The 23744-nt window shown below is 67.4% G+C and carries 20 protein-coding genes and 3 tRNA genes; 10 read left to right on the top strand and 13 right to left on the bottom strand.

The features are described 5' to 3' along the window. The first annotated feature begins 9 nt into the window (after positions 1-9). A complete protein-coding gene (locus tag ACS0OT_RS13680; protein ID WP_005417825.1) occupies positions 10-567 on the top strand; it encodes a DUF3011 domain-containing protein in 558 nt (185 codons plus the stop codon). Positions 568-738: 171 nt separating this feature from the next. After that, on the top strand, positions 739-942 hold the full coding sequence (locus ACS0OT_RS13675; RefSeq protein ID WP_005417823.1) for a hypothetical protein: 204 nt from the start codon (positions 739-741) through the stop codon (positions 940-942). 132 nt (positions 943-1074) lie between these two features. On the opposite strand, the gene dxs is transcribed toward ACS0OT_RS13675, so the two are convergent. The 7 genes from dxs to ACS0OT_RS13640 form a co-directional block, all read right to left on the bottom strand. Further along, complete coding sequence (gene dxs, locus ACS0OT_RS13670; RefSeq protein ID WP_111127807.1) at positions 1075-2982, bottom strand: 1-deoxy-D-xylulose-5-phosphate synthase; 1908 nt, start codon at positions 2980-2982, stop codon at positions 1075-1077. Positions 2983-3087: 105 nt separating this feature from the next. Then, a complete protein-coding gene (locus ACS0OT_RS13665) occupies positions 3088-3753 on the bottom strand; it encodes an HNH endonuclease (protein WP_032954353.1) in 666 nt (221 codons plus the stop codon). A 413-nt stretch (positions 3754-4166) separates the two neighbouring features. Beyond that, positions 4167-5957, bottom strand: coding sequence for an acyl-CoA dehydrogenase C-terminal domain-containing protein (locus tag ACS0OT_RS13660; RefSeq protein WP_065196611.1), 1791 nt, complete (start codon positions 5955-5957; stop codon positions 4167-4169). A 64-nt stretch (positions 5958-6021) separates the two neighbouring features. Then, a complete protein-coding gene (locus ACS0OT_RS13655) occupies positions 6022-6498 on the bottom strand; it encodes an LEA type 2 family protein (RefSeq protein ID WP_053501243.1) in 477 nt (158 codons plus the stop codon). Between the two features lie 163 nt (positions 6499-6661). Further along, entirely contained in the window at positions 6662-7213 is a 552-nt protein-coding gene (locus ACS0OT_RS13650) for a lipocalin family protein (protein WP_005417806.1), read from the bottom strand. Between the two features lie 159 nt (positions 7214-7372). Beyond that, positions 7373-7448, bottom strand: a tRNA-Phe gene (locus ACS0OT_RS13645). Between the two features lie 71 nt (positions 7449-7519). Then, positions 7520-7595: transfer RNA gene (locus ACS0OT_RS13640), tRNA-Phe, on the bottom strand. Between the two features lie 364 nt (positions 7596-7959). On the opposite strand from ACS0OT_RS13640, the gene ACS0OT_RS13635 reads away from it, so the two are divergent. Next, positions 7960-8985, top strand: a complete 1026-nt coding sequence (locus ACS0OT_RS13635) for an NADP-dependent oxidoreductase (protein ID WP_164093382.1) — start codon at positions 7960-7962, stop codon at positions 8983-8985. Between the two features lie 44 nt (positions 8986-9029). Here ACS0OT_RS13635 and ACS0OT_RS13630 read toward each other — a convergent pair whose 3' ends face one another. Then, on the bottom strand, positions 9030-9872 hold the full coding sequence (locus ACS0OT_RS13630; protein WP_442255857.1) for a bifunctional transcriptional activator/DNA repair enzyme AdaA: 843 nt from the start codon (positions 9870-9872) through the stop codon (positions 9030-9032). A 132-nt stretch (positions 9873-10004) separates the two neighbouring features. Here ACS0OT_RS13630 and ACS0OT_RS13625 point away from each other — a divergent pair, with 132 nt between their 5' ends. Further along, a complete protein-coding gene (locus ACS0OT_RS13625) occupies positions 10005-10766 on the top strand; it encodes an SDR family oxidoreductase (RefSeq protein ID WP_065186026.1) in 762 nt (253 codons plus the stop codon). Between the two features lie 6 nt (positions 10767-10772). On the opposite strand, the gene ACS0OT_RS13620 is transcribed toward ACS0OT_RS13625, so the two are convergent. Continuing rightward, positions 10773-11258, bottom strand: coding sequence for a hypothetical protein (locus ACS0OT_RS13620; protein WP_065179572.1), 486 nt, complete (start codon positions 11256-11258; stop codon positions 10773-10775). 164 nt (positions 11259-11422) lie between these two features. Here ACS0OT_RS13620 and ACS0OT_RS13615 point away from each other — a divergent pair, with 164 nt between their 5' ends. After that, positions 11423-11593, top strand: coding sequence for a hypothetical protein (locus ACS0OT_RS13615; RefSeq protein WP_196769417.1), 171 nt, complete (start codon positions 11423-11425; stop codon positions 11591-11593). A 60-nt stretch (positions 11594-11653) separates the two neighbouring features. On the opposite strand, the gene ACS0OT_RS13610 is transcribed toward ACS0OT_RS13615, so the two are convergent. Further along, a tRNA-Ala gene (locus ACS0OT_RS13610) sits at positions 11654-11729 on the bottom strand. Between the two features lie 498 nt (positions 11730-12227). Between ACS0OT_RS13610 and ACS0OT_RS13605 the strand changes: the two genes are divergently transcribed. Beyond that, on the top strand, positions 12228-14558 hold the full coding sequence (locus ACS0OT_RS13605) for a TonB-dependent receptor (protein ID WP_235649394.1): 2331 nt from the start codon (positions 12228-12230) through the stop codon (positions 14556-14558). 132 nt (positions 14559-14690) lie between these two features. On the opposite strand, the gene rnd is transcribed toward ACS0OT_RS13605, so the two are convergent. Next, positions 14691-15770 carry a ribonuclease D gene (gene rnd / locus ACS0OT_RS13600; protein ID WP_005417789.1) on the bottom strand — a complete coding sequence of 360 codons (1080 nt, stop codon included), beginning with the start codon at positions 15768-15770 and terminating at the stop codon, positions 14691-14693. A gap of 84 nt (positions 15771-15854) precedes the next feature. On the opposite strand from rnd, the gene ACS0OT_RS13595 reads away from it, so the two are divergent. Together ACS0OT_RS13595 and ACS0OT_RS13590 are read left to right on the top strand one after the other, a co-directional pair. Next, on the top strand, positions 15855-17747 hold the full coding sequence (locus ACS0OT_RS13595) for a formylglycine-generating enzyme family protein (protein WP_442255856.1): 1893 nt from the start codon (positions 15855-15857) through the stop codon (positions 17745-17747). An 88-nt stretch (positions 17748-17835) separates the two neighbouring features. After that, complete coding sequence (locus tag ACS0OT_RS13590) at positions 17836-18732, top strand: M48 family metallopeptidase (protein WP_065186028.1); 897 nt, start codon at positions 17836-17838, stop codon at positions 18730-18732. Positions 18733-19266: 534 nt separating this feature from the next. Here the strand turns inward: ACS0OT_RS13590 and xseA are convergent. Next, positions 19267-20598 (bottom strand): exodeoxyribonuclease VII large subunit, encoded by a 1332-nt coding sequence (xseA, locus tag ACS0OT_RS13585; protein ID WP_065186029.1) that lies wholly within the window; start codon positions 20596-20598, stop codon positions 19267-19269. A 44-nt stretch (positions 20599-20642) separates the two neighbouring features. Then, complete coding sequence (gene queG, locus ACS0OT_RS13580; RefSeq protein ID WP_005417785.1) at positions 20643-21713, bottom strand: tRNA epoxyqueuosine(34) reductase QueG; 1071 nt, start codon at positions 21711-21713, stop codon at positions 20643-20645. A gap of 23 nt (positions 21714-21736) precedes the next feature. Here queG and ACS0OT_RS13575 point away from each other — a divergent pair, with 23 nt between their 5' ends. Both ACS0OT_RS13575 and tsaE read left to right on the top strand, forming a co-directional pair. After that, positions 21737-23221: a bifunctional ADP-dependent NAD(P)H-hydrate dehydratase/NAD(P)H-hydrate epimerase gene (locus ACS0OT_RS13575; protein WP_065186030.1), complete on the top strand. Its 1485-nt coding sequence runs from the start codon at positions 21737-21739 to the stop codon at positions 23219-23221. Continuing rightward, the gene (gene tsaE / locus ACS0OT_RS13570; RefSeq protein WP_053500618.1) at positions 23218-23700 is read left to right on the top strand and encodes a tRNA (adenosine(37)-N6)-threonylcarbamoyltransferase complex ATPase subunit type 1 TsaE; all 483 of its coding nucleotides are present in this window, start codon (positions 23218-23220) and stop codon (positions 23698-23700) included. Before ACS0OT_RS13575 ends, tsaE begins: the two co-directional genes overlap by 4 nt. Positions 23701-23744 lie beyond the last annotated feature (44 nt).

Below are 23744 nucleotides of genomic sequence, written 5' to 3'. Positions count from 1 at the left end.
GAGATCTCGATGGGCAAGGCACTCACCTGGCGCACCCTGGCCTGCACCCTGTTGCCGATGCTGGCGGCCGCCGGCGGCGCCCAGGCGCAGAGCTATGGCTACGGCTACGACGACGACCGCTATGGCGGCCGCGATGGCAGTGGCATCGTGCGCTGCGAGTCGGTCAAGAACCGCAGCAACGAGTGCCGCCTGGATGGCCGCGCGCGGCTGATCCGCCAGTTGTCCGGTTCGCCCTGTGTGGAAGGTGAGACCTGGGGCCAGTCGCGCAACGGCGTCTGGGTCACACAGGGGTGCCGTGCCGAATTCGTCGGTGAGTACCGCCGCGGCGGCGGCTGGGGCGGCAATGGCGGCGGCTGGGGCAACGGCAACGGATGGGGCGGTGGTGATGTGGTTACCTGCCATTCCAATGGCCACCGGCAGGAGTACTGCGATGCCCGCATCCGCCGGGGCGTGCGCCTGATCCGCCAGGACTCGCGCAGTGCCTGCATCGAAGGCCAGAGCTGGGGCTGGGATCGCCGCGGCATCTGGGTGAGCGATGGCTGCAGGGCGCAGTTCCAGGTGAACTGAGCTTTACGGATTCAACCCATGAAAATCAGAATAATCTGATACAGCTCACATTTTGAACGCCGTATCGTCTGTGATCAGGGTGCCTTGCGTGCCCTGATTCCCGATGTCGATTGCCGTAGCCGGCATCAGCATCGCGCCGCCGTCGATACGCTGCCTCAAGGAGTGAGCTGCATGTTGATCCGCCTGCAATGCGAACAGCGCCAGTGGCGCGTGCTGCACCCGGATAGGCCGGAGCCAATCGAGTTCCGTGATGGCGCACGAGCCTATGACTTTGCCGAGACCCTGGCCCGCCTGCACTTCGTCGACACCGGGCAGCGCGCCGCCGTGCGCGTGGAGGCCAGCGGGGCGTTCGTGGAAGCGGTCAGTTACGGTTGAGCGTGGGGCGCCTGCCGGGGCAGGCCTGCGGGGTCCGGCCATCCACGCATGGCGTGGAACCACCTGCTTCCACCATGGAAGGTGCGAGCCTTCGGCTGCACCTTCCCGTGATGCGTGGATTCCTGATCGGCCTCAGCCCGCGGCACTCAGCGGTGGGCTGCCTGCGGCCAGCTGTGGCCAACGCTTGAGCACGGCGGCGCGGATGCCGGCCGCATCGATACCGGCTTCGGCCAGCAGGTCCTCGCGGCTGGCGTGGTGCTGGTAGCTGTCGGGCAGGCCCAGGTGCAGGATCGGACGCAGCACGCCTTCGGCATTGAGCAGTTCACCGACACCGGAACCGGCACCGCCGGCCACGACGTTGTCTTCGATCGTGACCAGGCCCTCGTGCTGCGCGGCCATGGTCAGCACCAGCTCGCGATCCAGTGGCTTGATGAAGCGCATGTTGACCACGCTCAGGCCCAGTTCGCGGCCGACCTGCTCGGCGGCGGGCACGGTGCTGCCGAAGGCAAGCAGGGCGATGCGGTTGCCCTGCAGGCGCAGCTCGCCCTTGCCGATCGGCAGGGTCGACAGGTCGGTGCCGGCCGCAACGCCGGTACCCGTACCGCGCGGGTAGCGCACGGCCGCCGGACCCGGGTGCTGCAGGCCGGTGCTGAGCATCTGCCGGCACTCGGCTTCATTGGAGGGTGCCATCACCACCATGTTCGGCACGCAGCGCAGGAAGCTGAGGTCGAGGTTGCCGGCGTGGGTCGCGCCGTCCGGACCGACCACGCCAGCGCGGTCGATCGCAAACAGCACGTCCAGATCCTGGATCGCCACGTCGTGCACCAGCTGGTCGTACGCTCGCTGCAGGAAGGTGGAGTAGATCGCCACCACCGGCTTGCCACCCTGGGTGGCCATGCCGGCGGCGAGGGTGACCGCGTGCTGCTCGGCGATCGCCACGTCGAAATAGCGCTGCGGGTATTCCTTGCTGAAGCGCACCAGGCCAGAGCCTTCGCGCATCGCCGGAGTGATGCCGTAGAGGCGCGGCTCGGCGGCGGCGGCATCGCACAGCCAGTCGCTGAATACATCGGTATAGGTCGGCTTCTTGGCCCCGGCCTTGGCCACCAGGCCCTTGTCCGGATCGAATGGGCCCACGGCGTGGTAACCGATCTGATCGCCTTCTGCCGGCTCGTAGCCCTTGCCCTTGGTGGTCATCACATGCAGCAGCTTCGGGCCCTTGGAGGCGCGCAGCGTCTTCAGGGTGGACAACAGCGCCGGCATGTCGTGGCCGTCGATCGGGCCGGTGTAGTGGAAGCCCATTTCCTCGAACATCGTGGAGGGCACGAACATGCCCTTCCAGTGTTCTTCCCAGCGCTTCACGAAACGCGCCGGGTTGTTCTTCTTGTCACCGAGGATCTTCTTGCCACCTTCGCGCAGCGCGTTGAGCGTACGGCTGCCGGTCGCTCGGCCCAGCATCTTGGTCAGGCCGCCCACTGCCTCGGAGATCGACATGTTGTTGTCGTTGAGGATCACCAGCAGGTTCGGCTCCGGCTCCATGCCACCAGCGTGCATCAGCGCCTCGAACGCCATGCCGGCAGTCATCGCGCCGTCACCGATCACTGCCACGACCTTGCGGTCGTCGCCTTCGGACTGGCGGGCGATGGCCATGCCGAGCGCGGCCGAGATCGAGGTGGAGGAGTGGCCGACGCCGAAGGTGTCGTACTCGCTTTCCTCGCGCTTCGGGAACGGCGCGACACCGTCCTTCTGCTTGACAGTATGGATCTCGTCGCGGCGGCCGGTCAGGATCTTGTGCGGGTAGGTCTGATGGCCGACGTCCCACACCAGCTGGTCGACCGGGGTCTGGTACAGATAGTGCAGGACCACGGTGAGCTCGATAACGCCCAGGCCGGCGGCGAAGTGACCTCCGCTCTTGCCCACCGATTCGATGAGGTAGGCGCGCAGTTCGTCGGCGACCGCCCTCAATTCGGATTCGTCGAACGTGCGCAGGTCATCCGGTGTCTGGATGCGCGCGAGGCGGGGATAGCGGGCAGAGTCGATCATCATGTTCGCACTTTTTCTGAACGCCCATTTTCGCCCTCAAACGGGGGTGGGGCAAGCAAACGCCGCCGTCCGTGACAGGACGGTGAGGGTTGCATTTTCGGGCGTTCAGGTGCTGAGTTTCGAGCGCTTGGGCAACTGCGCCTTCAGGAAGGCCATCTGGTCGGCCAGGATGTTGCGGTTGGACAGGATCAGGTGCTCGATCCAGCTGGGCCGGTAGGGCACTGCCAGCAGGGGCATGCCGGCCTGCTGCGGGGTGCGGTCGCTCTTGCGCGAATTGCAGTGGAAGCACGCGGTGACCACGTTTTCCCAGCAGTCCAGGCCACCTTTGGACAGCGGCATGACATGGTCGCGGGTAAGCGTCGGGCGGGTGAACTGCTGGCCGCAGTACATGCACAGATGGGCGTCGCGGGCGAACAGGGCCTGATTGGTCAGGTTCGGCGTGGGGTCGATCGCGCGGGAGCGGGCGTGGCCGCGGGCGGCGATGATCGGGTGCAGGTCCATGCCGCTCTGCAGGCCGCTGAAGCGGTTGGTGCCACCGTGGATGTGCAGGCAGGGATCGCCGAGCGTCCAGGCCACTGCCTCGCGGGCGTAGAGGCAGGCCGCATCCTGCCAGGTGATCCAGTCCAGTACGCGTCCGTGGGCATCAAGCGAGAGCAGCCGGACCGAACCGGGGCGATGCAGCGTCGTGGCGTTGGGCGATGCTTCGGCGCCCGGAGCAGAAAACGGAGCTCCGGCTTCGATCAGACCCAAGCGTGTAGTGTCTGTCTCCATCGGGAGAACAGCTTATACCTGAATGTTGACGATTTGTGTATCGCCGACAGGCGATACACAAATCGTCAACATTCAGGTCCGCGCATTCCTCCTAATCCCCGCGCCTGTCGGCGCGCCCCCTTAACAAAAGGGGGCTCTTCTCCAGAGGGATGGTCGGGGGTGGGCTGCCGGGCCGGGGTCGGATCCCTTTCCACAGGAAAGGGCTCTGACCCCTCATCCACGCGTGGCGTGGATCTACTGTGTTGACCAAGGTCGACACCTACCAACAGCAGCGGAAATCTGTCGAAGGCGGGGTGGGGCCGGTGGCGTGCGCCGTCCCCCGCAATTGGACCCACCTCGCCATCCCGCAGGAAGCCGGCTGTTGCGGTTGCCGGCCAGCGGCCCGCACTACCGGTGCCGGGCGGCAGCCCGGCTCAGGCGCCGAAGCGCTCGTCGTCCATCGCCATCAGCGGGGCGGCACCGGACTGGATCGCGGCGGCGTGGCTGAGCGTGCGCGGCAGCACACGGGCGAAGTAGAACCGCGCGGTCTCGCGCTTGCCCTGGGCGAAGGCGGCGCCGTGTGCGCTGGCGTCGGCGGCGGCGACGCTGCGGGCCCACCAGTAGGCCAGCACCACGTAACCCGAATAGAACAGGTAGTCGTAGCTGGCCGCGCCCAGTTCGTCCGGATTGCCGGCCGCGCGCTGGAGCACATCCATCGTCAGCTTGCCCCATTCGGCGGCCTTGGCGCGCAGCGGGCCAATGAACTCGGCCAGCGCTTCGTTGCCCTCGTGTTCCTTGGCGAAGGCTTCGATCTCGGCCAGCATCAGCTTCAGGCCGGCGCCCTGGCTGGACGCGGTCTTGCGGCCGATCAGGTCCAGCGCCTGGATGCCGGTAGTGCCTTCATACAGCGTGGTGATGCGGGCGTCGCGGGCCAGCTGCTCCATGCCGTGCTCGCGAATGTAGCCGTGGCCACCGAAGCACTGCAGGGCGTTGTAGGTGTTCTCGATGCCCCATTCGGTCTGGCAGGCCTTCGAGATCGGGGTCAGGAAGCTCACCAGGGTGTCGGCGCGCTCGCGCTCAGCGGCATCCTCGGCATGGTGGGCAACGTCGATGAGGGTGGCGGCGTGCAGCGCCAGCAGGCGGCTGCCTTCGACCAGCGACTTCACCGTCAGCAGCATGCGGCGCACATCCGGGTGGACCAGGATCGGGTCGGCCGGCTTGTCCGGGAACCTGGCACCACTCAGGGCGCGCGACTGCAGGCGCTCACGGCTGTACTTCAGCGCGTTCTGGTAGGCGCGCTCGGACAGGCCGATGCCCTGCAGGCCGACCCCCAGGCGCGCGGTGTTCATCATGGTGAACATCGCCTGCAGGCCCTTGTGCGGCTGGCCGACCAGGTAGCCCTGCGCGCCATCGAAGTTCATCACGCAGGTGACCGACCCCTTGATGCCCATCTTGTGCTCGATCGAGCCGCAGCGCAGTGCGTTGCGCTCGCCGACGTTGCCGTCGCGGTCGACCTTGAACTTCGGGGTGACGAACAGCGAGATGCCCTTGGCACCTGGGGGAGCGTCGGGCAGCTTGGCCAGCACCAGGTGCACGATGTTCCCGGTCAGGTCATGCTCGCCGGCGGTGATGAAGATCTTGGTGCCGGTGATCGAATAGCTCCCATCGGCGTTCGGCTCGGCCTTGGTCTTGAGCAGGCCGAGGTCGGTACCGCAGTGCGGTTCGGTCAGGCACATGGTGCCGGTCCAGCGGCCCTCGATCAGCGGCTTGAGGAAAGCCTCGTGCTGCCAGGCCTCGCCGTGCTGCTTCAGTGCTTCGATGGCGCCGTGGGAGAGCAGCGGGAAGTTGCCCCACGCCAGGTTGGCGGCATTGATCATTTCGTTCAGCGGCACGCCCAGAGTGTGCGGCAGGCCCTGGCCGCCCAGCTCCGGCGAGGCGGTCAGGCCGGTCCAGCCGCCATCGACGAACTGGTCGTAGGCCTGCTTGAAGCCGGGCGGGGTGGTCACTTCACCGGTGGCCTGGTCGAGCACGCAGCCGATCTCGTCGCCGACGCTGTTGAGCGGGGCCAGTACGGTGGCGCTGAAGCGGCCGGCTTCCTCCAGCACGGCATCGACCACGTCGGCGGTGGCGTCGGTGAAGCCCAGGCGGGCGAACAGGGGTTCGACCTTGAGCACGTCGTGCAGGGCGAAACGGAGGTCGGAAAGCGGGGCGGTGTAGCTGCTCATCGGTACGTCTCGATTTGATCAGGGCAGGGGAGAGCGGCGCCGGACGCCGCCACGAAAGGCGCGTTCAGCGCAGCACGCCGGGCAGGCCGGGGGCCTGGTTGAGGGTGCTGCGGCTGCTGATGTCGAAGCTGCGCTGCTTCTTTTCCTGCGGCGTGGCCGCCACCGTTCCCTTCAGGCCATAGGCCAGGGTGCGGTTGCTGGCCAGCGCATCGGCCACCACCAGGCGCGCGGCCGAGCTGGGCACCAGGTCGACATTGATCACGTCGGCGGAGGTGCCGCCGATGGAGATGCCGGGCTTGGCGTGCAGGGTGCCGGCTTCGTTGTCGCCGACGGTCAGCGCCAGCGAGACGTCATCGAAGGTCATCGGCATCGAGCTGAAGTTCTGCAGGCGCAGGGCCACGGTCCAGTTGCCGTCGGCACGCACGGTCAGCTGCTGCAGGCTGGCCGCCGGTTCCGAAACACGCTTGACGATGCCGTTGTTGCAGGCAACAAGGGCGAGGGTGCACAGGACAATCAAGGCGATACGGAAACGGTGGAGCATGGGCGCAAGTCCTCTGGAGGGGTGCGTTTGGATAAGCATACTACGGCGTATGGTTGTTTGGATCGCCTGTGGCGACCCGTCGCAGAGGGTAGCGCGTGAAGATGGCGGCCGGGCGTGCGCGGTGCCGGACCGCGCGCGCGCGGCGCCGCGGTTGCGACGCGGTTCAATCGGCGGGCGTATCGCGAAGCGGGGCCATCAGGCGCAGCGGGCGCAGGTCGTAGCCCATGGCCTCGGCTTTTTCTTTCAGCGCTTCGAAGCGTGCGCGATCCATTTCCGGCAGGCGCGAGAGGATCCACAGGTACTTCCGGTCCGGTTCACCGACCAGTGCCCACTGATAGTCCGGGTCCAGCGCCAGCACCCAGTAGTCGGCCCAGACCAGCGGGACCCAGCTCAGCCAGTCCGGCGCGAAGCGCACCTGCAACTGGCCGGGATGGCCGGCCACCGCGCGTGCCACGCCTTCGGCGACCACGCGCTCACCGTCGCCGTTGCGGCAGGCGTTGGTGACACTGATGCGGCCATCGCTGCGCAGTCCGTAGTTGGCGGTGATCTCGCCCACGCACTGCTTCTGGAACGAGACCGGAAGATGCGCAATCTCGTGCCACTGGCCGGCGTAGCGATCGATGTCCAGGCGCTCGACCGCGCGCACAGGTTCAGTGGCGATCACCGGGAAAGCGGCCAGCAGCAGGCAGGCAAACAGGGCGGGGCGCAGAGGCATCGGTAGGCTCCAGGCAGGAGTCTGGAGCGTAGGTGCCGCCGCGCATGCCGGTGTAAATGTTTCGTCAACCGGGCGTGTGCGCGGGCGCCGCATCCGCCACTCGTGCAGTGCGCGAAGCACGGACAAAAAAAGACCTGCATCTCTGCAGGTCTCGAAAGATGGTGGCCGAAGACGGAATCGAACCGCCGACACGGGGATTTTCAATCCCCTGCTCTACCAACTGAGCTACTCGGCCAAACTGTGTGGCAATCACGATCAACTGCGATTCCCGAAAAAAAGACCCGCATTTCTGCAGGCTGTCGAACGTGGTGGCCGAGGACGGAATCGAACCGCCGACACGGGGATTTTCAATCCCCTGCTCTACCAACTGAGCTACTCGGCCACGTAGTTCATTGCAGCGAGGTCGCTGCCAAGGACGCGCATATTACGGAGGTCAGCCGGCTACGGCAAGCATTTTGGCAAAAAACCTTCACATTGCCGTCTGCGTAGACGCAAGTACTTGATCCGCCGTCGCGGGGCAGGGGGGCGCTGGATGCCGATTCATCCGTGCGCGGTGGCGCGGTGATCATCGCGTGCGGCGGAATTCAGCGGGCCACGGTGATCGACAAACGCGGCGTGGCGCGGCCTGCGCGTGGACGGCACCGATACCGGACATGGAACGCTGTTTTCGTGACCCCCATGGGGGAACGCTGCGGCGTAGTGTCGGCGTTCCTTTCCTGATGCTGGCAACAGCAGAGACCGTCGTCATGTCCGACTCATCGACCACCACCCGCATCGTGCTGGCGTCGCGTCCGCAGGGGGCGCCCACTGCAGCCAATTTCCGCCTGGAGCAGGCCGCGCTGCCGCCCTTGGGCGACGGTGAGGTGCTGCTGCGCAATCGCTACCTCTCACTGGACCCGTACATGCGTGGACGCATGGATGAGGGACCGTCGTATGCCGCGCCGGTGGCAGTGGAAGCTGTGATGGAAGGCCAGACCGTGGCCGAGGTATTGCAGTCCAGGGCTGCGGGTGTCGCAGTGGGCGAACGGGTGCTGGCGCCGGGCGGGTGGCAGACCCACGCGGTGCTGCCGGCCAAGGCGCTGGGCCGCCGCCTGGACCCGGCCGGGCTGCCGTTGAGTACGGCGCTGGGGGTGTATGGCATGCCGGGCTTCACCGCCTATTCCAGCCTTCATGAAATCGCCCGCCTGCAGCCGGGAGAGACGCTGGTGGTGGCCGCCGCAACGGGGCCGGTCGGCGCGACCGTGGCGCAGTTGGCCAAGCTGCAGGGCGCGCGCGTGGTGGCCATCGCCGGTGGCGAGGCCAAGCGTGCCTATCTGCAGACGCTGGGCGTGGACGTGGCGCTGGATCATCGCGCGGCTGATTTTGCCGAGCAGCTGCGCGCGGCGGTGCCTGCGGGTATCGACGTGTACTTCGAGAACGTCGGGGGCCATGTACTGGATGCGGTGCTGCCATTGCTCAACGACTTCGCCCGCATTCCGGTGTGCGGCACCATCGCCACCTACAACAATCGTGGCGTCGCGCAGCCTGGCCCGGACCGCCTGCCGGCGCTGTTCAGCCAGATCCTGCGCCAGCGCCTGACCGTGCGCGGTTTCATCGTGCACGACTTCAAGCACCTGTGGCCGGACTTCGAGCGCGAGATGGCGCAGTGGCTGCGCGAGGGCCGCGTCCAGTACCGCGAGGACGTGGTGGAAGGGCTGGAGAAGGCGCCGGAAGCCTTCTTTGGCCTGCTGCAGGGGCGCAACTTCGGCAAGCTGGTGGTGAAGCTGGACTGAGGGCTTGGCCGATGCCGGCCAAGGTTGGCGGCTTGCGGGTCGCGTCAGCCGTTGGCGACCTTTTCCCGGCGCAGCAGTTCGCGCTTGCGTGCCACGCCCCAGGCATAGCCGGACAGGTCGCCGTCGCGGCGCACCACCCGGTGGCAGGGCACCGCCACGGCCAGCGGATTGCTTGCGCAGGCGCGTGCCACCGCGCGGCTCGATCGCGGCGCGCCGATACGCGCGGCGATTTCGGCATATGAGGCCGTCTGTCCGCGCGGAATCTGCTGCAGCGCCTGCCATACACGTTGCTGGAAGGCCGTGCCGCGGATGTCCAGCGGCAGCGTGGCTCCTCGCGCGGGATCCTCGACCAGGCCCACCACCTGTGCCACCAGTTGTTCATAGCCGCTGTCGGCCCCGACCAGTTCGGCCTGGCGGAAGCGCTGCTGCAGTGACTGCAGCAGCGCTTCCGGATCGTCGCCGAGCAGGATCGCGACCACGCCGGTGGCACTGCTGGCCACCAGCACGCTGCCCAACGAACTTTCGGCAAGCGCGAAGTGGATGACTTCGCCGCGACCACCGGCACGCCATTGCTTCGGCGTCATGCCCAGCAGCTTCGGCGCGTTCTCGTAGAAGCGTCCGCTGGAGCCGAAGCCGGCATCGTGGAAGGCGTCGGTGATGCGTTCCTGTTGTTCCAGCCCGGTGCGCAGGCGGTCGGCGCGCAGCGCGGCAGCGTACTGCTTCGGGGTCAACCCGGTTGCTTCCTTGAAAAGGCGATGCAGACGGGTTGGGCTGCAACCCGCGATCCCGGCCAGTTCCTGCAGCGAGGGTTCGTCGTGGCTGGCTTGAAGGTGGCGGCAAACCCGTTCGACGCGGGCATCGAGGGCGGTGGTGGCGGTGCTGTCCATGGCCGGATTCTGGCACGTGCTGGTTCTGCGGAAACTCCGTTTCCTGCACCGATGGGCCGGGCCCGGAAACGGAGTGTTGGCAGGCGATAGGCGCGGCATCGTGGCGGCCACTTCACAACCGGTACCACGACCATGCGGCTGAACAACAAGATTGCTCTCATCACCGGTGCCAGCGCCGGCATCGGCCGCGCCAGCGCGCTGCGCTTCGCTGCAGAAGGGGCAAAGCTGGTGCTCAACGCACGGCGGCCAGAGCCGCTGCAGGCGCTGGCCGAGCAGATCCGCGCCGCCGGTGGCGAGGTGGTGGTGCATGCCGCGGACGTGGCTGATCCGGCCACGGCACCGGCGCTGGTGGAACTGGCCCAGCAGTCATTCGGTGGGTTGGACATCGCGCTCAACAATGCCGGCATGCTCGGCCCCGGTGCACCGGCAGCAGAGTTCCCGGTGGATGCGTGGCGCGAGGTGATGGCCACCAATCTCGATGCCGCCTTCCATGCCGCACGCGCCCAGTTGCCGGCGTTGCTGGCACGCGGCGGTGGCTCACTGGTGTTTGTCGGCACCTTCGTCGGCCACACCGTCGGCTTCCCGGGAATGGCGGCCTATGCGTCGAGCAAGGCCGGCTTGATCGGCCTGAGCCAGGTGATCGCCGCCGAATACGGCGCGCGTGGCGTGCGCAGCAACGTGCTGCTGCCCGGGGGCACCGATACCGAGATGGGCCGGCAGGCGGCACCGACCGGTGATGCGCGTGATTTCGTGCGCTCGCTGCACGCGCTCAAGCGCATCGCCGAGCCGGAGGAGATCGCCAATGCGGCGTTGTTCCTGGCCAGCGATGAAAGCAGCTTCGTTACCGGTACCGCAATGCGCGTTGAAGGCGGCGTGTCGATCACCCGAACCTGAGCGCCGTCACGTGCGAGGCGCGTAGCGGATGCCGCTGCTGGCCATGAATCCCTTCGGGTCGAACCGGGCCCAGGCCTCGCCCCAGCCGAAGCGGGCGTGGCCACCTGCCAGTTTGCGCCCCAGTGCCGTGGTCAGGGTGCGTCGCATGAAAGCGACTTCGGCATCGATCGCGGCCTGGGTCGGCCAGCCGTCTTCCAGTGTCGCATCAGGCAGATCGACGCCCATCGTCACCCTGTCGAGCTGTTGCCCGTGGAAGCCCAGGCTGATGCCAGCGGGCGCACCGCCCAGGCTGAGCCGGTGCAGGCTGAGCCAGTGATAGCCGGTGCCGACATCGCGCTCCCCTCGCACCAGCGCGGCAAAGGCGACGCGCGCTTCGTCCAGTGACAAGGTGGGGCCGATCAATGCTGGCAGGTTGCCGAGCTGGATGCTGCCGTCGGTTGGATTGAAGTTCATCGGCACCGTGTGTGCCGCGTGCTGGGCGGGCGGGGGCATGGGTGTACGCGGAATTCGTGCTGCATCGGATTCTGGGCGTGTGTTCACCGTCACAGCAAGTGGGTTCGTGCACACGCTGTTGGCGCGGGACTGACCTGTGGATTACCCGCCGGCCTCTAGCGTGGGGCAGAACGTCGGCCTGATGCCGATGAGGGAGTAATCAGATGAACGAGCCAGACAAGGATCAGGACCCGAAGCAGGGCATCCAGGAAAGCCGCCAGGACCGGAAGCAGGACAACGTGGCGAAGCAGCGGCCGGGCCAGTGCGACCAACAGGTGCGTGATGCGCATTCGCGCAGCCCGCGCCGCAAGGATGGCGGCCAGGAACCCGCCTAGGCGGATTCCAGACAAGAAAAAACCCGTAGATCGCCAGGATCTACAGGTTCTTCTGAATAGTGGTGGAGCCAAGGAGGATCGAACTCCTGACCTCGTCATTGCGAACGACGCGCTCTCCCAGCTGAGCTATGGCCCCACGGCAGGGCTGCAGTGTAGCGCTGCCTGCCGGGCTTGCCAAGCGCCGGGCAGGGACGACGCAAGGCCTGGATCCACCGCCGTGCCGGCCGGATTCGGGCCAGTGCTTGGCGCAGCAGGGCGAATTCGACAGAGACTAGGCGTTGCGCAAGGCAATGCCGGGGGCGGCAGCAATGAGCAGTCGTCCCGCGAAGCCGTGGCGCCGTAGAAGTAAAGGCGAGAGTTGGTTTCGCAGCGCGCATGCGGGCGACTTGCGAGGGTCGATGTCGCGCTGACCCGGCTGCCAGGAGCTTCGGGGTCAGATCCGTTTTCCTTGGGAGAACGGAGCTGACCCCAAGGTGGTGCCGGCGGACTGTGCCGAAACCGCTTGTTTCGCCGGGTTCGGGTGCCGCGCAACGAAATCGTAACAATTTGGGGGATAATGGCCGCTTGCGCAGTTTTCCCCCCTTTTTGCCGCCCGGCTCGCGCAGGCCGCACGGACGCCTCCTCAGAGCATTCCATGCCCTCCCATTCCGATTCCCGCCGCCTGTCGGGTCTGTCGTCTTCCTTCGTTTCCTTCCGCCGCCATCCGCTGGCCCTGGCCTGCGCCGGCCTGGCTCTGGTCGGCAGCTTCGGTGCCGTCGCGCAGGACAGCGCGCCGACCCCGACCGGCCTGGACACGATCACCGTGACCGCCGAACACCGTGAGCAGAACCTGCAGGAAGTGCCGGTCTCGGTGGGTGTGGTACAGGGCGAGCGCATGCGCGACTTCACCGCCGGCGGCGACGACACCCTGCTGGCACTGTCCGGCCGCGTGCCGAGCCTGTATGCGGAAACCACCACCGGCCGCATCTTCCCGCGCTTCTATATCCGTGGCCTGGGCAATATCGACTTCTACCTGGGGGCCTCGCAGCCGGTGTCGATCATCCAGGACGATGTGGTGCTGGAGCACGTGGTGCTGAAGTCCAACCCGGTCTATGACGTGGACCAGGTGGAAGTGCTGCGTGGCCCGCAGGGCTCGCTTTTCGGCCGCAACACCACCGCCGGCATCGTCAAGTTCGACACCCTGAAGCCGACCCAGGACTACACCGGCCGGGTCAGCGCCAGCTACGCGACCTACAACAGCGTGTCGATCGACGGCGGCTTCGGCGGTCCGATCAATGACATCGCCTCGTTCCGCGTGTCGGCGCTGTACCAGCACCGCGATGACTACGTCGACAACACCTACAAGGGCCCGAGTGCCGACGGCACGGTCAGCCCGAAGAAGAACGCGATGGGCGGCTTCGATGACCGCAACGTGCGCGCGCAGCTGCTGCTGACCCCGAGCGACCAGTTCTCGATCCTGGCCTCGGCCCACGCCCGTGATTACGAAGGTACCTCGACCCTGTTCCTGCGCGGTGCGCTGACCAAGGGCTCGAACAAGACCGACGTGCCGCGCGACAAGGTTGCCTACGACGAAGCCGACAACAATCCGCAGGCCTACAAGACCTACGGCGGCTCGGTGAAGGCACGTTACGACTTCGGCGCGATCGACTTCACCTCAATCACCGCCTACGAAACCACCTCGGGCTACAGCCGTGGCGACACCGACGGCGGCGCTGCGGTGAACTTCCCGGTGAACGGCGTGCCGAACGGCTACGGCCAGTCGATGGGCCGCATCCGCGACCTGGACCAGTGGACCCAGGAATTCCGCCTGGCCAGCCATGACGACAGCGCGCTGCAGTGGCAGGCCGGTGCGTTCTACTTCAACGGCAGCGACACCACCGACTTCTACCAGCGCGCCTGGTTCCTGCAGGGCGCGGCCCGCAACCCGAACAACTGGGTGCGCCTGCGCAACAAGAACACCTCGTGGGCCGGTTTCGGCCAGCTGAGCTATGCCTTCACCGACAAGTTCACCGTCACGGCCGGCCTGCGCCAGACCCGGGACGAGAAGCACACCCGCCTGCTGAAGACGGCTGACACTGCCGCTGGCGTGGTCACCTACAAGGGCCGCACCGACGTCAAGATGTCCGACACCACCCCGAGCTGGGATCTGAGCGCGATGTATCAGATCACGCCGGACGTAAGCGTCTATGCCAAGGTCGCCCGCGGTTTCCGCGGCCCGACCATCCAGGGCCGCTCGGCCGTGTTCAATGCCGACTTCACCACCGCCGATTCCGAGACCATCCTGTCCTGGGAAGCGGGCGTGAAGAGCAGCCTGTGGGACAACCGCCTGCGCTTGAACGCCACCGCGTTCACCTACACCGTCAACGACATCCAGCTCAACGGCAACGATTCGGACGGCAACGGCGTGCTGTTCAACGCCGACAAGGCCAAGGCCTATGGTTTCGAAGCGGACATGGAGCTGCGCCCGATCCCGAACCTGACCCTGAGCGCCGGCTTGAGCCTGCTGCACAGCGAGATCAAGGACAAGCGCGTCTACGCGCAGGTCTGCGGCCTCAATGGCCAGGTGGTGTGCACGGTGAATGACCCGACCATCAAGGTCGGTGCCAACACCTTCGCGCAGATCGACGGCAACCCGCTGCCGAACGCGCCGAAGTACAACGTCAACCTGGCCGCCCGTTACGACTTCCCGGTCAGCGACGCGGGCACCATGTTCGTCTCCACCGACTGGAACAAGCAGGGCTACACCAGCTTCGTGCTGTACGACAGCAAGGAGTTCAACTCCAAAGGTGATTTCGAAGGCGGCCTGAAGATCGGCTACTCGGGCAACTATGGTGCCTACGAAGTGGCGCTGTTCGCGCGCAACATCACCAACGAGAAGAACCTCAAGGGTGTGATCGAGAACTACATGGCGGCGGTCTACAACGAACCGCGTACCGTCGGTGTCTCGCTGAACATGAACTGGTAATGCGTTGCCACGGTGGCGGGTCTTCCCGCCATCGTACTGCTGGAATGCAAAGGGCGGCCCGGTGATCCGGGTCGCCCTTTTTCATGGCCTTCGACGGTGGCCGGAACGCAATCCCGCGCCGCGCTCGGCACTTCAGCGTGCAGGCAGCAGCGCCTGCAGCCGCGACTCCAGTTCTTGCTGGCGCCAGCCGGCCAGTGCGGCCGGCCATTGGCGGCGCTCCAGGTAGCTTTCCAGATGTTTGCGCGAGGCCAGCACGCCATCCGGCAGACCCAGCTCGCGGCTGCGCTCGGCAACGGCGTCCTGCAGCCTCTTCAGTGCCTGCTTGTTGGTGTCGTTGGCGGGCAATGCCAGCGGTGCCTCGGCCTCATCGGCCAGCGGTGTGTCCAGCGCCTGCCACACCGCGCCGGCGAGCTTGCGCGGTGCCTTCGGGAACTGTTCAAACAGCGTGGCCAGCGCGGCGGCATCGGCCGGTGGCGTGCGTGCCAGCGTGGCGGCCAGTTCGTTGTCCAGGATCCAGCTGCGCGGGCGGTCGCTGCTGCGTGCCTGCACATCACGCCAGCGCAGCAGGCGCAGCAGGCGGCGCTGCGCGGGAGCATCGAGAAACTGCGCTGAGCGCATCGCCAGATGCGGCCAGCGGTCCTCGTCATTGGCGACGCTGGCCAGCAGGCGCTCGCCGTCGTCGTGCAGCCACTGCTGGCGGCCCAGCGCCTGCAACTTGGCATCAATGGCGTCATGCAGCGCGAACAGGTGCTCGACGTCGTCGGCGGCGTATTGCAGTTGCGACTCCGAGAGCGGACGGCGCATCCAGTCCGAGCGGGTTTCGCCCTTGGCCAGCGCCACGCCGGTGATTTCCGCGACCAGCTTCTGGTAGCCCATGCCGCCACCAATGCCGGCCAGCGAGGCGCCGATCTGTGTGTCGAACAGCGGTCGCGGCAACACGCCGCAGGTCCACTTGAAGGCAACCAGGTCTTCGCTGGCGCTGTGCATCACCTTGGTGATCGACTCATCGGCCAGCCACGGCGCCAGTGCCTCGGCCATGCCGGGAATCAGCGGATCGATCAGCAGGATGTCCTGCCCGACCGCCATCTGCACCAGAGCCAACTGCGGCCAGAACGTGCGTTCACGGATGAATTCGGTGTCCAGGCCGATGCGGGCCGGACGCTGCTGGAAGTACGCATCCAGCTCGGCGGGGGTGGTGATCCAGGTTGCCACGGGTCAGGGCCTACTACTCGGGTTTGCTCAGGCAGGGGAGAATAGCCTAACGTCGGTCCGCGTCCGTGCCGAAGGAGATCCTGCTTGCGTTTTCCGCTGTCGTCCGTGCTGTGCACCGCTCTGGCCGTGGCCTTGGCCGGTTGCACGCCGTCGCCCTCGGCAACACCGGAGCCGGGGCCGGCTGCTGGCGAAGACGCGCGGCCGCAGGAAGGTTCACTGGCGGAGCCGACGCCGGGGGTGGGGCAGGGTAGCGTCACCATTGCCGGTGAGGATGCCACCGAGGACGTGCAGCGGTGGACACCGCCACGGGTCGACCGGCAGGGCCGCAGCGTCGCCCAGCTGCGCCGCGCAGCCGAAAAGGCGTTCAGCGAAGGGCACCTGTACGAGGACGCCGACGCGGCGGTTCCGCTGTGGCTGGCGGTGCAGGAGGAAGATCCGGATGATCGCCTGGCCCGCAGCGGCCTGCAGCGTGCTCGCCAGCGCCTGCAGCAGCAGGCCGATGCTCTGCTGGTTCGGCCACTACGGCAGCGCGAGGCGCTGGCCGAGGCGAGTCGCCAGGCACTGGTGCTGCTGACCCTGGCGCCGAAGGATGAGAAGGTGCGCGCGCTGCAGGGCCGGGTGGAGCTCGCCCAGCGCGTGGTGGCCTATAACCGTGCCGGCGAGGAAGACCTGCGATCGGGGCGGATCGGCGAGGACGGTGACGGTGCGATTGGCAACTTCCGTGAAGCGCTGGCTCTGGACGAAGACAACAGCCGGGCGCGGCAGGGCCTGGCGGCGGCCGAAAGTGGCCTGATCCGCCGGGCCGAGGACGCCGCGCGCGTACGCGACTTTGCCAGTGCGGGCACCTGGCTGGCCGAAGCCAGCAAGGTCCGTGACTCGTCACCGACCATTGCCGATGCCTTCGAGCGCATCGAGCAGATCCGCGCCGCCGCGCTGCTGCAGCTGCGTGATGAGGGCCTGCGCGAGCTGGCCACGCCGCAGGGGCTGAAGCCGGCGCGCGAAAAGCTGGCCGAGGCCCTGCGCATCGCCTTGCCGGGGGATGCGGTGGTGGCCCAGCTGCGCGAACGCATCGATCTGGCCACCCATTACGGCAGCTTCCGCCCGGGCCAGGTGTTCAGCGACGCGATGCGTGATGGTGGGCGCGGTCCGCAGATGGTGGTTGTGCCGCATGGCGGCTTCCAGATGGGCGCGGGTGATGCCGAGCCCGGCTCCACCGACGCCGAGCGCCCCTCCCACTACGTGCGCTTTGACCGCGGCTTCGCGATGGCGATCACCGAGGTTACCGTCGGCGATTTCGAGCGCTATGTGAAGTCGACCAATGCACGACCACGTGCGACCCGGCGCGGCCACTCGGTGGTCTATGACGAGCGCAGCGGCAATTTCATCCGCCGCAGCGGCGTCGACTGGCGTTCGGATTACGATGGCGCGCGCGCACTGGGCAACTCGCCGGTGATGCATGTCAGCGTGCGGGATGCCGAGAACTACGCGGCATGGCTGTCCGAGCAGACAGGACGCAGCTACCGGCTGCCGAGCGAGGCCGAATTCGAATATGCGCTGCGCGCCGGGAGCAGTGGCCGCTACCCCTGGGGAGACGCTGGTACGCCGCCGCCGGGCAGCGGCAATTTCACCGGCAGCAAGGACGTCTCGCCTTCGGGTCGGCATTGGCACAACGCATTCATCGGCTATGGCGATGGCTGGTGGGGACTGGCGCCGGTGGCCAGTTTCCAGGCCAATGCTTTCGGCCTGCACGACATGGCCGGGAATCTGAGCGAATGGGTGGCCGACTGCTGGCACGCCAGCTACCGGCGTGCGCCGTCCGACGGTGTCGCCTGGTTCAACCCGGGCTGCCGGTCGCGGGTGATCCGGGGCGGCAACTGGGCCAATGCGCCCGAGCAGACCCGTGCGGCCTGGCGGCAATCGCAGGATTCGGACACCACCAATGCGCGCATCGGCTTCCGCCTGGTGCGCGGCATCTGAGCGGCATCGGGCTTCACCCGCTGCTGGCGTCCGCGCACTAAGATTGCGCCGTGCCCGCCAGCCGGCGGGGTCTGCTGGAAGACCACCGATGCGCAACGATCCCTTTTCCCGCTCGCCCCAAGGTCCGCAGCGACGCGGCCTGTTCGGCAACATCCGCTGGTGGGTGCTGCTGCTGGCAGCGGGCTATGCGGTGTTCTACTGGTTCTCCAATCGCACCGTCGATCCCTACACCGGCGAGAAGGTGATGATCGACAGCAGCCTGGATGCGCGCCAGGAGACCGCGCTCGGTCTGCAGGCCTACCAGCAGATCCTCGCGCAGGAACGGCCGATGGATCCGAATGCGCCGATCGCGCGCGATGTGCGCGACATCGCGCAGCGCCTGATCGCCAAGGTGGATGTGGTGGAGACCGCGCTGGCACAGGAGCACGGCGTGCAGCCGGCGCATTTCGCGCGGGATTTCCAGTGGGAAGTGAATGTGATCCCGTCCGAGCAGGCCAATGCGTTCTGCCTGCCGGGCGGCAAGATGGCGGTCTACACCGGCCTGGTGCCGGTGGCGCGTACGCGTGATGCGATGGCGGTGGTGATGGGCCATGAGATCGCCCACGCGCTGCTGCGCCATGGTGCGCAGCGGATGGCGCAGCAGAAGCTGACCCAGATCGGGCAGATGGCCGGTGCCGCCAGCGGCATGGATGCGCAGCAGCAACAGATGATGATGTCGGCGATGGGCTACGGCTATCTGCTGCCCTATGCGCGCAGCCACGAGACGCAGGCCGATGAAGTGGGGCTGATGCTGGCTGCGGCGGCGTGCTTCGATCCCCGCGAGGCGGTGCCGCTGTGGCAGCGCATGGGCCAGGCCAGTGGCGGCCAGGCGCCGCCGGAGTTCGCTTCCACCCACCCGAATCCGGGCACCCGCATCCAGAACCTGCAGGCACTGATGCCGAAGGCGCTCGAGTACCGGCAGAAGTTCTGCGAGCAGGCAAAGTAGAGGGTGTTCGGCAGGGCTTGCAGCCCTGCACCTGCCGAAGCCAGAGCAACAGCAACAGCAACAGCCGAAGCAAAAGCTGGCTATCCGTGGGATGGCGGGGTGGGTCCGGTTGCGGGAGACGCCGTAAACCCGTCCATGGGGGCTTGGCCGCGGCATCCATGCCGCGGACACTCCCGCAACCGGACCCACCCCGCCTTCGACAGATTTCTGCGACCTGCCGGAATGGCGCTTGGGGTCAGATCCGTTTTCCGCAGGAAAACGGATCTGACCCCGAATTGATTCGATATCTGAAAGAGATTCATCCACGCATGGCGTGGATCTACCCCATCGCGGAAAACTGTCAGAGGTGGGGCGGTGTCGGAGTGCGGGGTGTCAGCCGCATGGATGCGGCTGCCAAGCCCCCATGGACGGGTTTACGGCGTCCCCGCACTCTGGCACCGCCCCGCCAACCCGCGGAATGCCAGCTTTTGCTGTTGCTTCGGCCGTTGCTTGAAGCCTCTGCGGGTGCAGGGCGCAGCCCTGCCGAACCCCCCTCTACTTGACCTGTACGTCGATCACGCCGTCACCAACGCGGGCCTGCAGGGCGTCACCAGGTTGCACCTGGTCGATGCGCCGCACCAGCGCACCATCGTCGCTGCGGGTCAGGATGCTGTAGCCGCGGGCTACGGTGGCCAGCGGGCTGACTGCTTCCAGTGAACGCGCCAGCCCGCGCAGCCGCAGCGCATCGCGCTCCAGCAGACGCTGCATCGCTGCCTGCGGTCGTCCGCGCAGGGCGGCCAAGCGGCGCTGCATCGTGTCAAGCTGGCGCTGTGGATGGTGCCCGCGCAGGACCGCCGCTGCATGGCGAAGCCGCGCAGCACGGCGCTCCTGCTGCTGGTTGAACGCGGCATGCAGGCGTCGTCCCAGATCGAGCTGGCGTCGACGCAGCAGATCCAGTCGTGCCTGCGGGCTCTGCGCGTTCAGGCGCAACAGGGCGCGGTCGGCGCGCTGCATCGCCTGTTGCATCGCATGCCGGTGCAGCTGCAGCATGCGAACGGCCGTGCGGCGCACGCGCAGGGCCAGTTCGCGCTGGTCCGGTACCAGCAGCTCAGCCGCCACCGATGGCGTCGGTGCACGCAGGTCGGCGGCGAAGTCGCTCAGGCTGAAGTCGGTTTCGTGGCCAACCGCAGACACCACCGGGGTGCGGCTGGCGGCGATCGCACGGGCCAGGGCTTCATCATTGAAGGCCCACAGGTCTTCCAGCGAACCACCACCGCGGGTCAGCAGGATCACGTCGTAGCGGCCGCTGGCATCGGCGGCCTGCAGCAGCCGGGTGATCTGCGCGGCGGCACTGCTGCCCTGTACCAGGGTCGGCAGCAGGTCAACTTCCAGCAGCGGGAAGCGCCGGCCGAGCACGCTCAGCACATCGCGCACGGCAGCGCCGGTGGGCGAGGTGATCACGGCCAGGCGTCGCACGTGCGCCGGCAGCGGCCGCTTGCGTGCCGGGTTGAACAGGCCTTCGGCCTCCAGCCGTGCCTTCAGCTCCTCGAAGGCGCGGCGCAGCGCGCCTTCGCCGGCTTCCTCCATGTGGTCCAGCACCATCTGGTACTCGCCACGGGCGTCGTACAGGGTCACCTTGCCGCGCACCAGCACGCGCATGCCTTCGCGCGGCACGAACTTCAGGTACTGCGCCTTCATCCGGAACATCGCCGCACGCAGCTGCGCGCGCGCGTCCTTCAGGGTGAAGTAGAGGTGTCCGGAGGCAGGACGCGCCACGCTGCCCAGTTCGGCCTCGACCCAGATCGCCGGGAAGCTGCCTTCCAGCAGGTCGCGGGCCAGGGTGTTGAGCTGGCTGGGGGTGAGGATGTCGTTGTTGCGTGGCTGCATGGAAACGGCGTGCTGCGGGCGGAACGGGGGCTCAGGATCGCACGTCAGCGCGCCGTATGCTGGCCCAGTGCCCACTGCACGTGTTCACGCACCAGCGGCGAAGGATCGTCGATGCGGGTCTGCAGGGCAGCCAGCGCTTCGGCCGAGGACGGCGCATTGCCCAGCGCCACGGCGATGTTGCGTAGCCAGCGCTCATGGCCGCTGCGCCTGATCGGGCTGCCTTCGGTGCGGCGCAGGAACTCGGCTTCGTCCCAGGTGAACAGCTGGTCCAGGCGCGCGGTATCGAGGTTGTTGCGCGCGCGGAAATCGGCTTCGTCGGTGCGCTTGGCGAACTTGTTCCAGGGGCAGACCAGCTGGCAGTCGTCGCAGCCATAGATGCGGTTGCCGATCAGCGGGCGCATCTGTTCGGGAATGGCGCCGTCGTGTTCGATGGTCAGGTAGGAAATGCAGCGCCGCGCGTCCAGCCGCTGCGGCCCGGTGATGGCCTGGGTCGGGCAGACATCGATGCAGCGCGTGCAGGTGCCGCAGTGCGCCGTGGCCGGCGTATCGATCGGCAGCGGGATGTCGATGTAGATCTCGCCGATGAAGAACCAGGAACCGCCATGGCGGTCGATCAGGCAGGTGTGCTTGCCGATCCAGCCGAGCCCGGCGTTGCGGGCCAGTGCGCGCTCCAGGACGGGGGCGGAATCGACGAACACGCGGTAGCCCAGTGGCGCGACTTCGTCGTTGATCTGCGTGGCCAGCTTCTGCAGGCGGTTGCGCATCAGCTTGTGGTAGTCGCGGCCCAGCGCATAGCGCGCCACATAGGCGCGGCCCGGGTCGGCCAGCGTCGCCCAGGCTTCGGTGTCATCCTTGTGGCTGTAGTCCATGCCCACCGAGATCACGCGCACAGTGCCGGGCAACAGCTCGGCCGGTCGTGCGCGCAGGGTGCCGTGGCGCGCCATCCAGTCCATCGTGCCGTACAGGCCCTGACCCAGCCAGTCCGCCAGGTGCGCCTCATCCTCGCCCAGCTCGATACCGGCGATGCCGCAGCGCTGGAAGCCATGCGCGCGGGCCAGTTCGCGGATGCGCTGCACGGCCTGGGCCGGATCGACGGGGGTGGGGGCGAGGGACATGCGCACCAGTATAAAATCCCTGCATGGCCAACCTCGCCGATCTGTTCGATTCCGCTGCCGCGCGTGCGCTTGATGCCCAGGCGTCCACCCTGGCGGGGGATGCTGGCTGGGGACTGATGGCGCAGGCCGGCCAGGCCGCCTGGCAGTGCCTGCTGCAGCATTGGCCGCAGGTGCAGCGCATCGGCGTGGTGGTCGGTGCGGGCAACAATGGCGGCGACGGCCTTGTGCTGGCTCGCCACGCGTTGCAGGCCGGACGCGAGGTGAGGGTGATCGCCCTGCCGGGCAGGGCGCCATCGACCGCGCTGGCGCAGCGTGCAACATCGGAGTTCAGGTCCGACGGCGGCGCCATCACCGAGTTCGACGGCTCGCTGCCCGAGGCCGACCTCTGGGTCGATGCCCTGTTCGGGCTGGGCTTCGATCGCGCGCCGGAGGGTGCGGCGCAGGCGCTGATCGTTGCGATCAATGCGCAGGCGGCACCTGTGCTGGCCGTGGATGTGCCCAGTGGCGTCGATGCCGACCGCGGTGCGATACCTGGCGCGGCAGTGCGCGCGGCGCTGACCCTGCAGTTCATCGTGGCCCATCGCGGGCTGTACACCGGCGACGCGCTGGATCATTGCGGGCACAAGGCCCTGGCACCCCTGCAGTTGCCCGCTGCCGCATGGCAAAGCGTGTCGCCTGCCGTGGAGTACTGGGCGCAGGCACGGTTGCCGGCCCTGTTGCCGCCGCGCCGCGCAAATACCCACAAGGGTGAATCCGGCCACGTGCTGTGCGTCGGCGGCAACCATGGCAGCGGCGGTGCCATCGCCATGGCAGCCGAGGCCGCCTTGCGCGCAGGGGCGGGGCTGTTGAGCCTGGGTACCCGCCGCGACCACGTCGCTCCACTGCTGGCTCGCCTGCCCGAGGCGATGACCCACGCGCTGGAAGACGGCGAGGCGCTGCCGGCATTGCTTGACAGGGCAAAGGTGGTGGCGATCGGGCCCGGTCTGGGCCAGGACGAATGGGCGCGCGCACTGTTTGCGCGGGTGCTGGCCAGCGCCAAACCACTGGTGGTCGATGCTGACGCGCTGAACCTGCTGGCGCAGGATCCGCGTGCCTTGCCTGGCGCCGTCCTCACACCGCACCCGGGCGAGGCCGCACGCCTGCTCGGCTGCAGCACCAGCGACATCCAGGCCGATCGCTACGCCTGTGCGCAGACGCTCGCCGAGCGTTTCCACGCGGTGGTGGTGTTGAAGGGCGCCGGCAGCATCGTGGCGGCGCCCGGGCAAACGCCCCGGTTGATCGCCGCCGGCAATCCCGGCATGGCCGTGGGGGGCATGGGCGACCTGCTCACCGGCATCATCGCCGGCCTGCGCGCGCAGGGCCTGTCCGCCTTCGATGCCGGCGCGGCGGGCGCGTTGCTGCATGCGCTGGCCGGCGACGCGGCTGCCGCTGACGGCGCACGCGGCCTGCTTCCTACTGATCTGCTGGCGCCGTTGCGGCGACTGGCCAACCCGGAACGCTTCCCATGACCGATTTCTTCCTTGCCGACAGCGACGCCACCGAACTGCTCGGGCAGTGGCTGGCGACCACCCGGCCGCCGCAGGCGCTGATCGAACTGCGCGGCGACCTGGGCGCCGGCAAGTCCACCACGGCCCGCGCGCTGCTGCGGGCGCTGGGCGTGCAGGGCGCGATCCGCAGTCCCACCTACACCCTGGTCGAGCGCTATCCGCTGGCCAGTGGCGGTGAGGCGTGGCACCTGGACCTGTATCGCATCGGCCAGGCCGGTGAGCTGGATTTCCTCGGCCTGGACGAGGGCAGCGCGGTCTTGTGGCTGGTCGAATGGCCGGAACGGGGCGCCGGCGCGCTGCCGCCGACCGACCTGGTGGTAGCACTGGAGATCGAAGGACAGGGGCGACGCGCCAGTCTCACCGCGAGCAGCGACGTTGGGCATGAATGGCTGAAACGGCTGCCTCAAGGGGGCGACTTGCAGGCCATTTCTGTCGGCTGACGAGAACAAACACCGGCAGGTTACGGATTATTAAGGAAAAAGGT

Origin of the sequence: Stenotrophomonas maltophilia group sp. RY12688, from assembly GCF_052149045.1 — a bacterium.
GTDB classification, from domain to species: Bacteria; Pseudomonadota; Gammaproteobacteria; order Xanthomonadales; family Xanthomonadaceae; genus Stenotrophomonas; species Stenotrophomonas sepilia.
This window is presented reverse-complemented; position numbering and strand designations above follow the sequence as displayed.

Coding starts and splice junctions, on each gene's coding strand:
- ACS0OT_RS13680 (WP_005417825.1), top strand. CDS start 10: ATGGGCAAGGCACTCACCTGGCGCACCCTGGCCTGCACCCTGTTGCCG.
- ACS0OT_RS13635 (WP_164093382.1), top strand. CDS start 7,960: ATGTCCGACTCATCGACCACCACCCGCATCGTGCTGGCGTCGCGTCCG.
- ACS0OT_RS13660 (WP_065196611.1), bottom strand. CDS start 5,957: ATGAGCAGCTACACCGCCCCGCTTTCCGACCTCCGTTTCGCCCTGCAC.
- ACS0OT_RS13575 (WP_065186030.1), top strand. CDS start 21,737: ATGGCCAACCTCGCCGATCTGTTCGATTCCGCTGCCGCGCGTGCGCTT.
- queG (WP_005417785.1), bottom strand. CDS start 21,713: ATGTCCCTCGCCCCCACCCCCGTCGATCCGGCCCAGGCCGTGCAGCGC.
- ACS0OT_RS13650 (WP_005417806.1), bottom strand. CDS start 7,213: ATGCCTCTGCGCCCCGCCCTGTTTGCCTGCCTGCTGCTGGCCGCTTTC.
- ACS0OT_RS13620 (WP_065179572.1), bottom strand. CDS start 11,258: ATGCCCCCGCCCGCCCAGCACGCGGCACACACGGTGCCGATGAACTTC.
- ACS0OT_RS13590 (WP_065186028.1), top strand. CDS start 17,836: ATGCGCAACGATCCCTTTTCCCGCTCGCCCCAAGGTCCGCAGCGACGC.
- ACS0OT_RS13605 (WP_235649394.1), top strand. CDS start 12,228: ATGCCCTCCCATTCCGATTCCCGCCGCCTGTCGGGTCTGTCGTCTTCC.
- ACS0OT_RS13655 (WP_053501243.1), bottom strand. CDS start 6,498: ATGCTCCACCGTTTCCGTATCGCCTTGATTGTCCTGTGCACCCTCGCC.
- ACS0OT_RS13625 (WP_065186026.1), top strand. CDS start 10,005: ATGCGGCTGAACAACAAGATTGCTCTCATCACCGGTGCCAGCGCCGGC.
- ACS0OT_RS13615 (WP_196769417.1), top strand. CDS start 11,423: ATGAACGAGCCAGACAAGGATCAGGACCCGAAGCAGGGCATCCAGGAA.
- xseA (WP_065186029.1), bottom strand. CDS start 20,598: ATGCAGCCACGCAACAACGACATCCTCACCCCCAGCCAGCTCAACACC.
- ACS0OT_RS13630 (WP_442255857.1), bottom strand. CDS start 9,872: ATGGACAGCACCGCCACCACCGCCCTCGATGCCCGCGTCGAACGGGTT.
- tsaE (WP_053500618.1), top strand. CDS start 23,218: ATGACCGATTTCTTCCTTGCCGACAGCGACGCCACCGAACTGCTCGGG.
- dxs (WP_111127807.1), bottom strand. CDS start 2,982: ATGATCGACTCTGCCCGCTATCCCCGCCTCGCGCGCATCCAGACACCG.
- ACS0OT_RS13675 (WP_005417823.1), top strand. CDS start 739: ATGTTGATCCGCCTGCAATGCGAACAGCGCCAGTGGCGCGTGCTGCAC.
- ACS0OT_RS13665 (WP_032954353.1), bottom strand. CDS start 3,753: ATGGAGACAGACACTACACGCTTGGGTCTGATCGAAGCCGGAGCTCCG.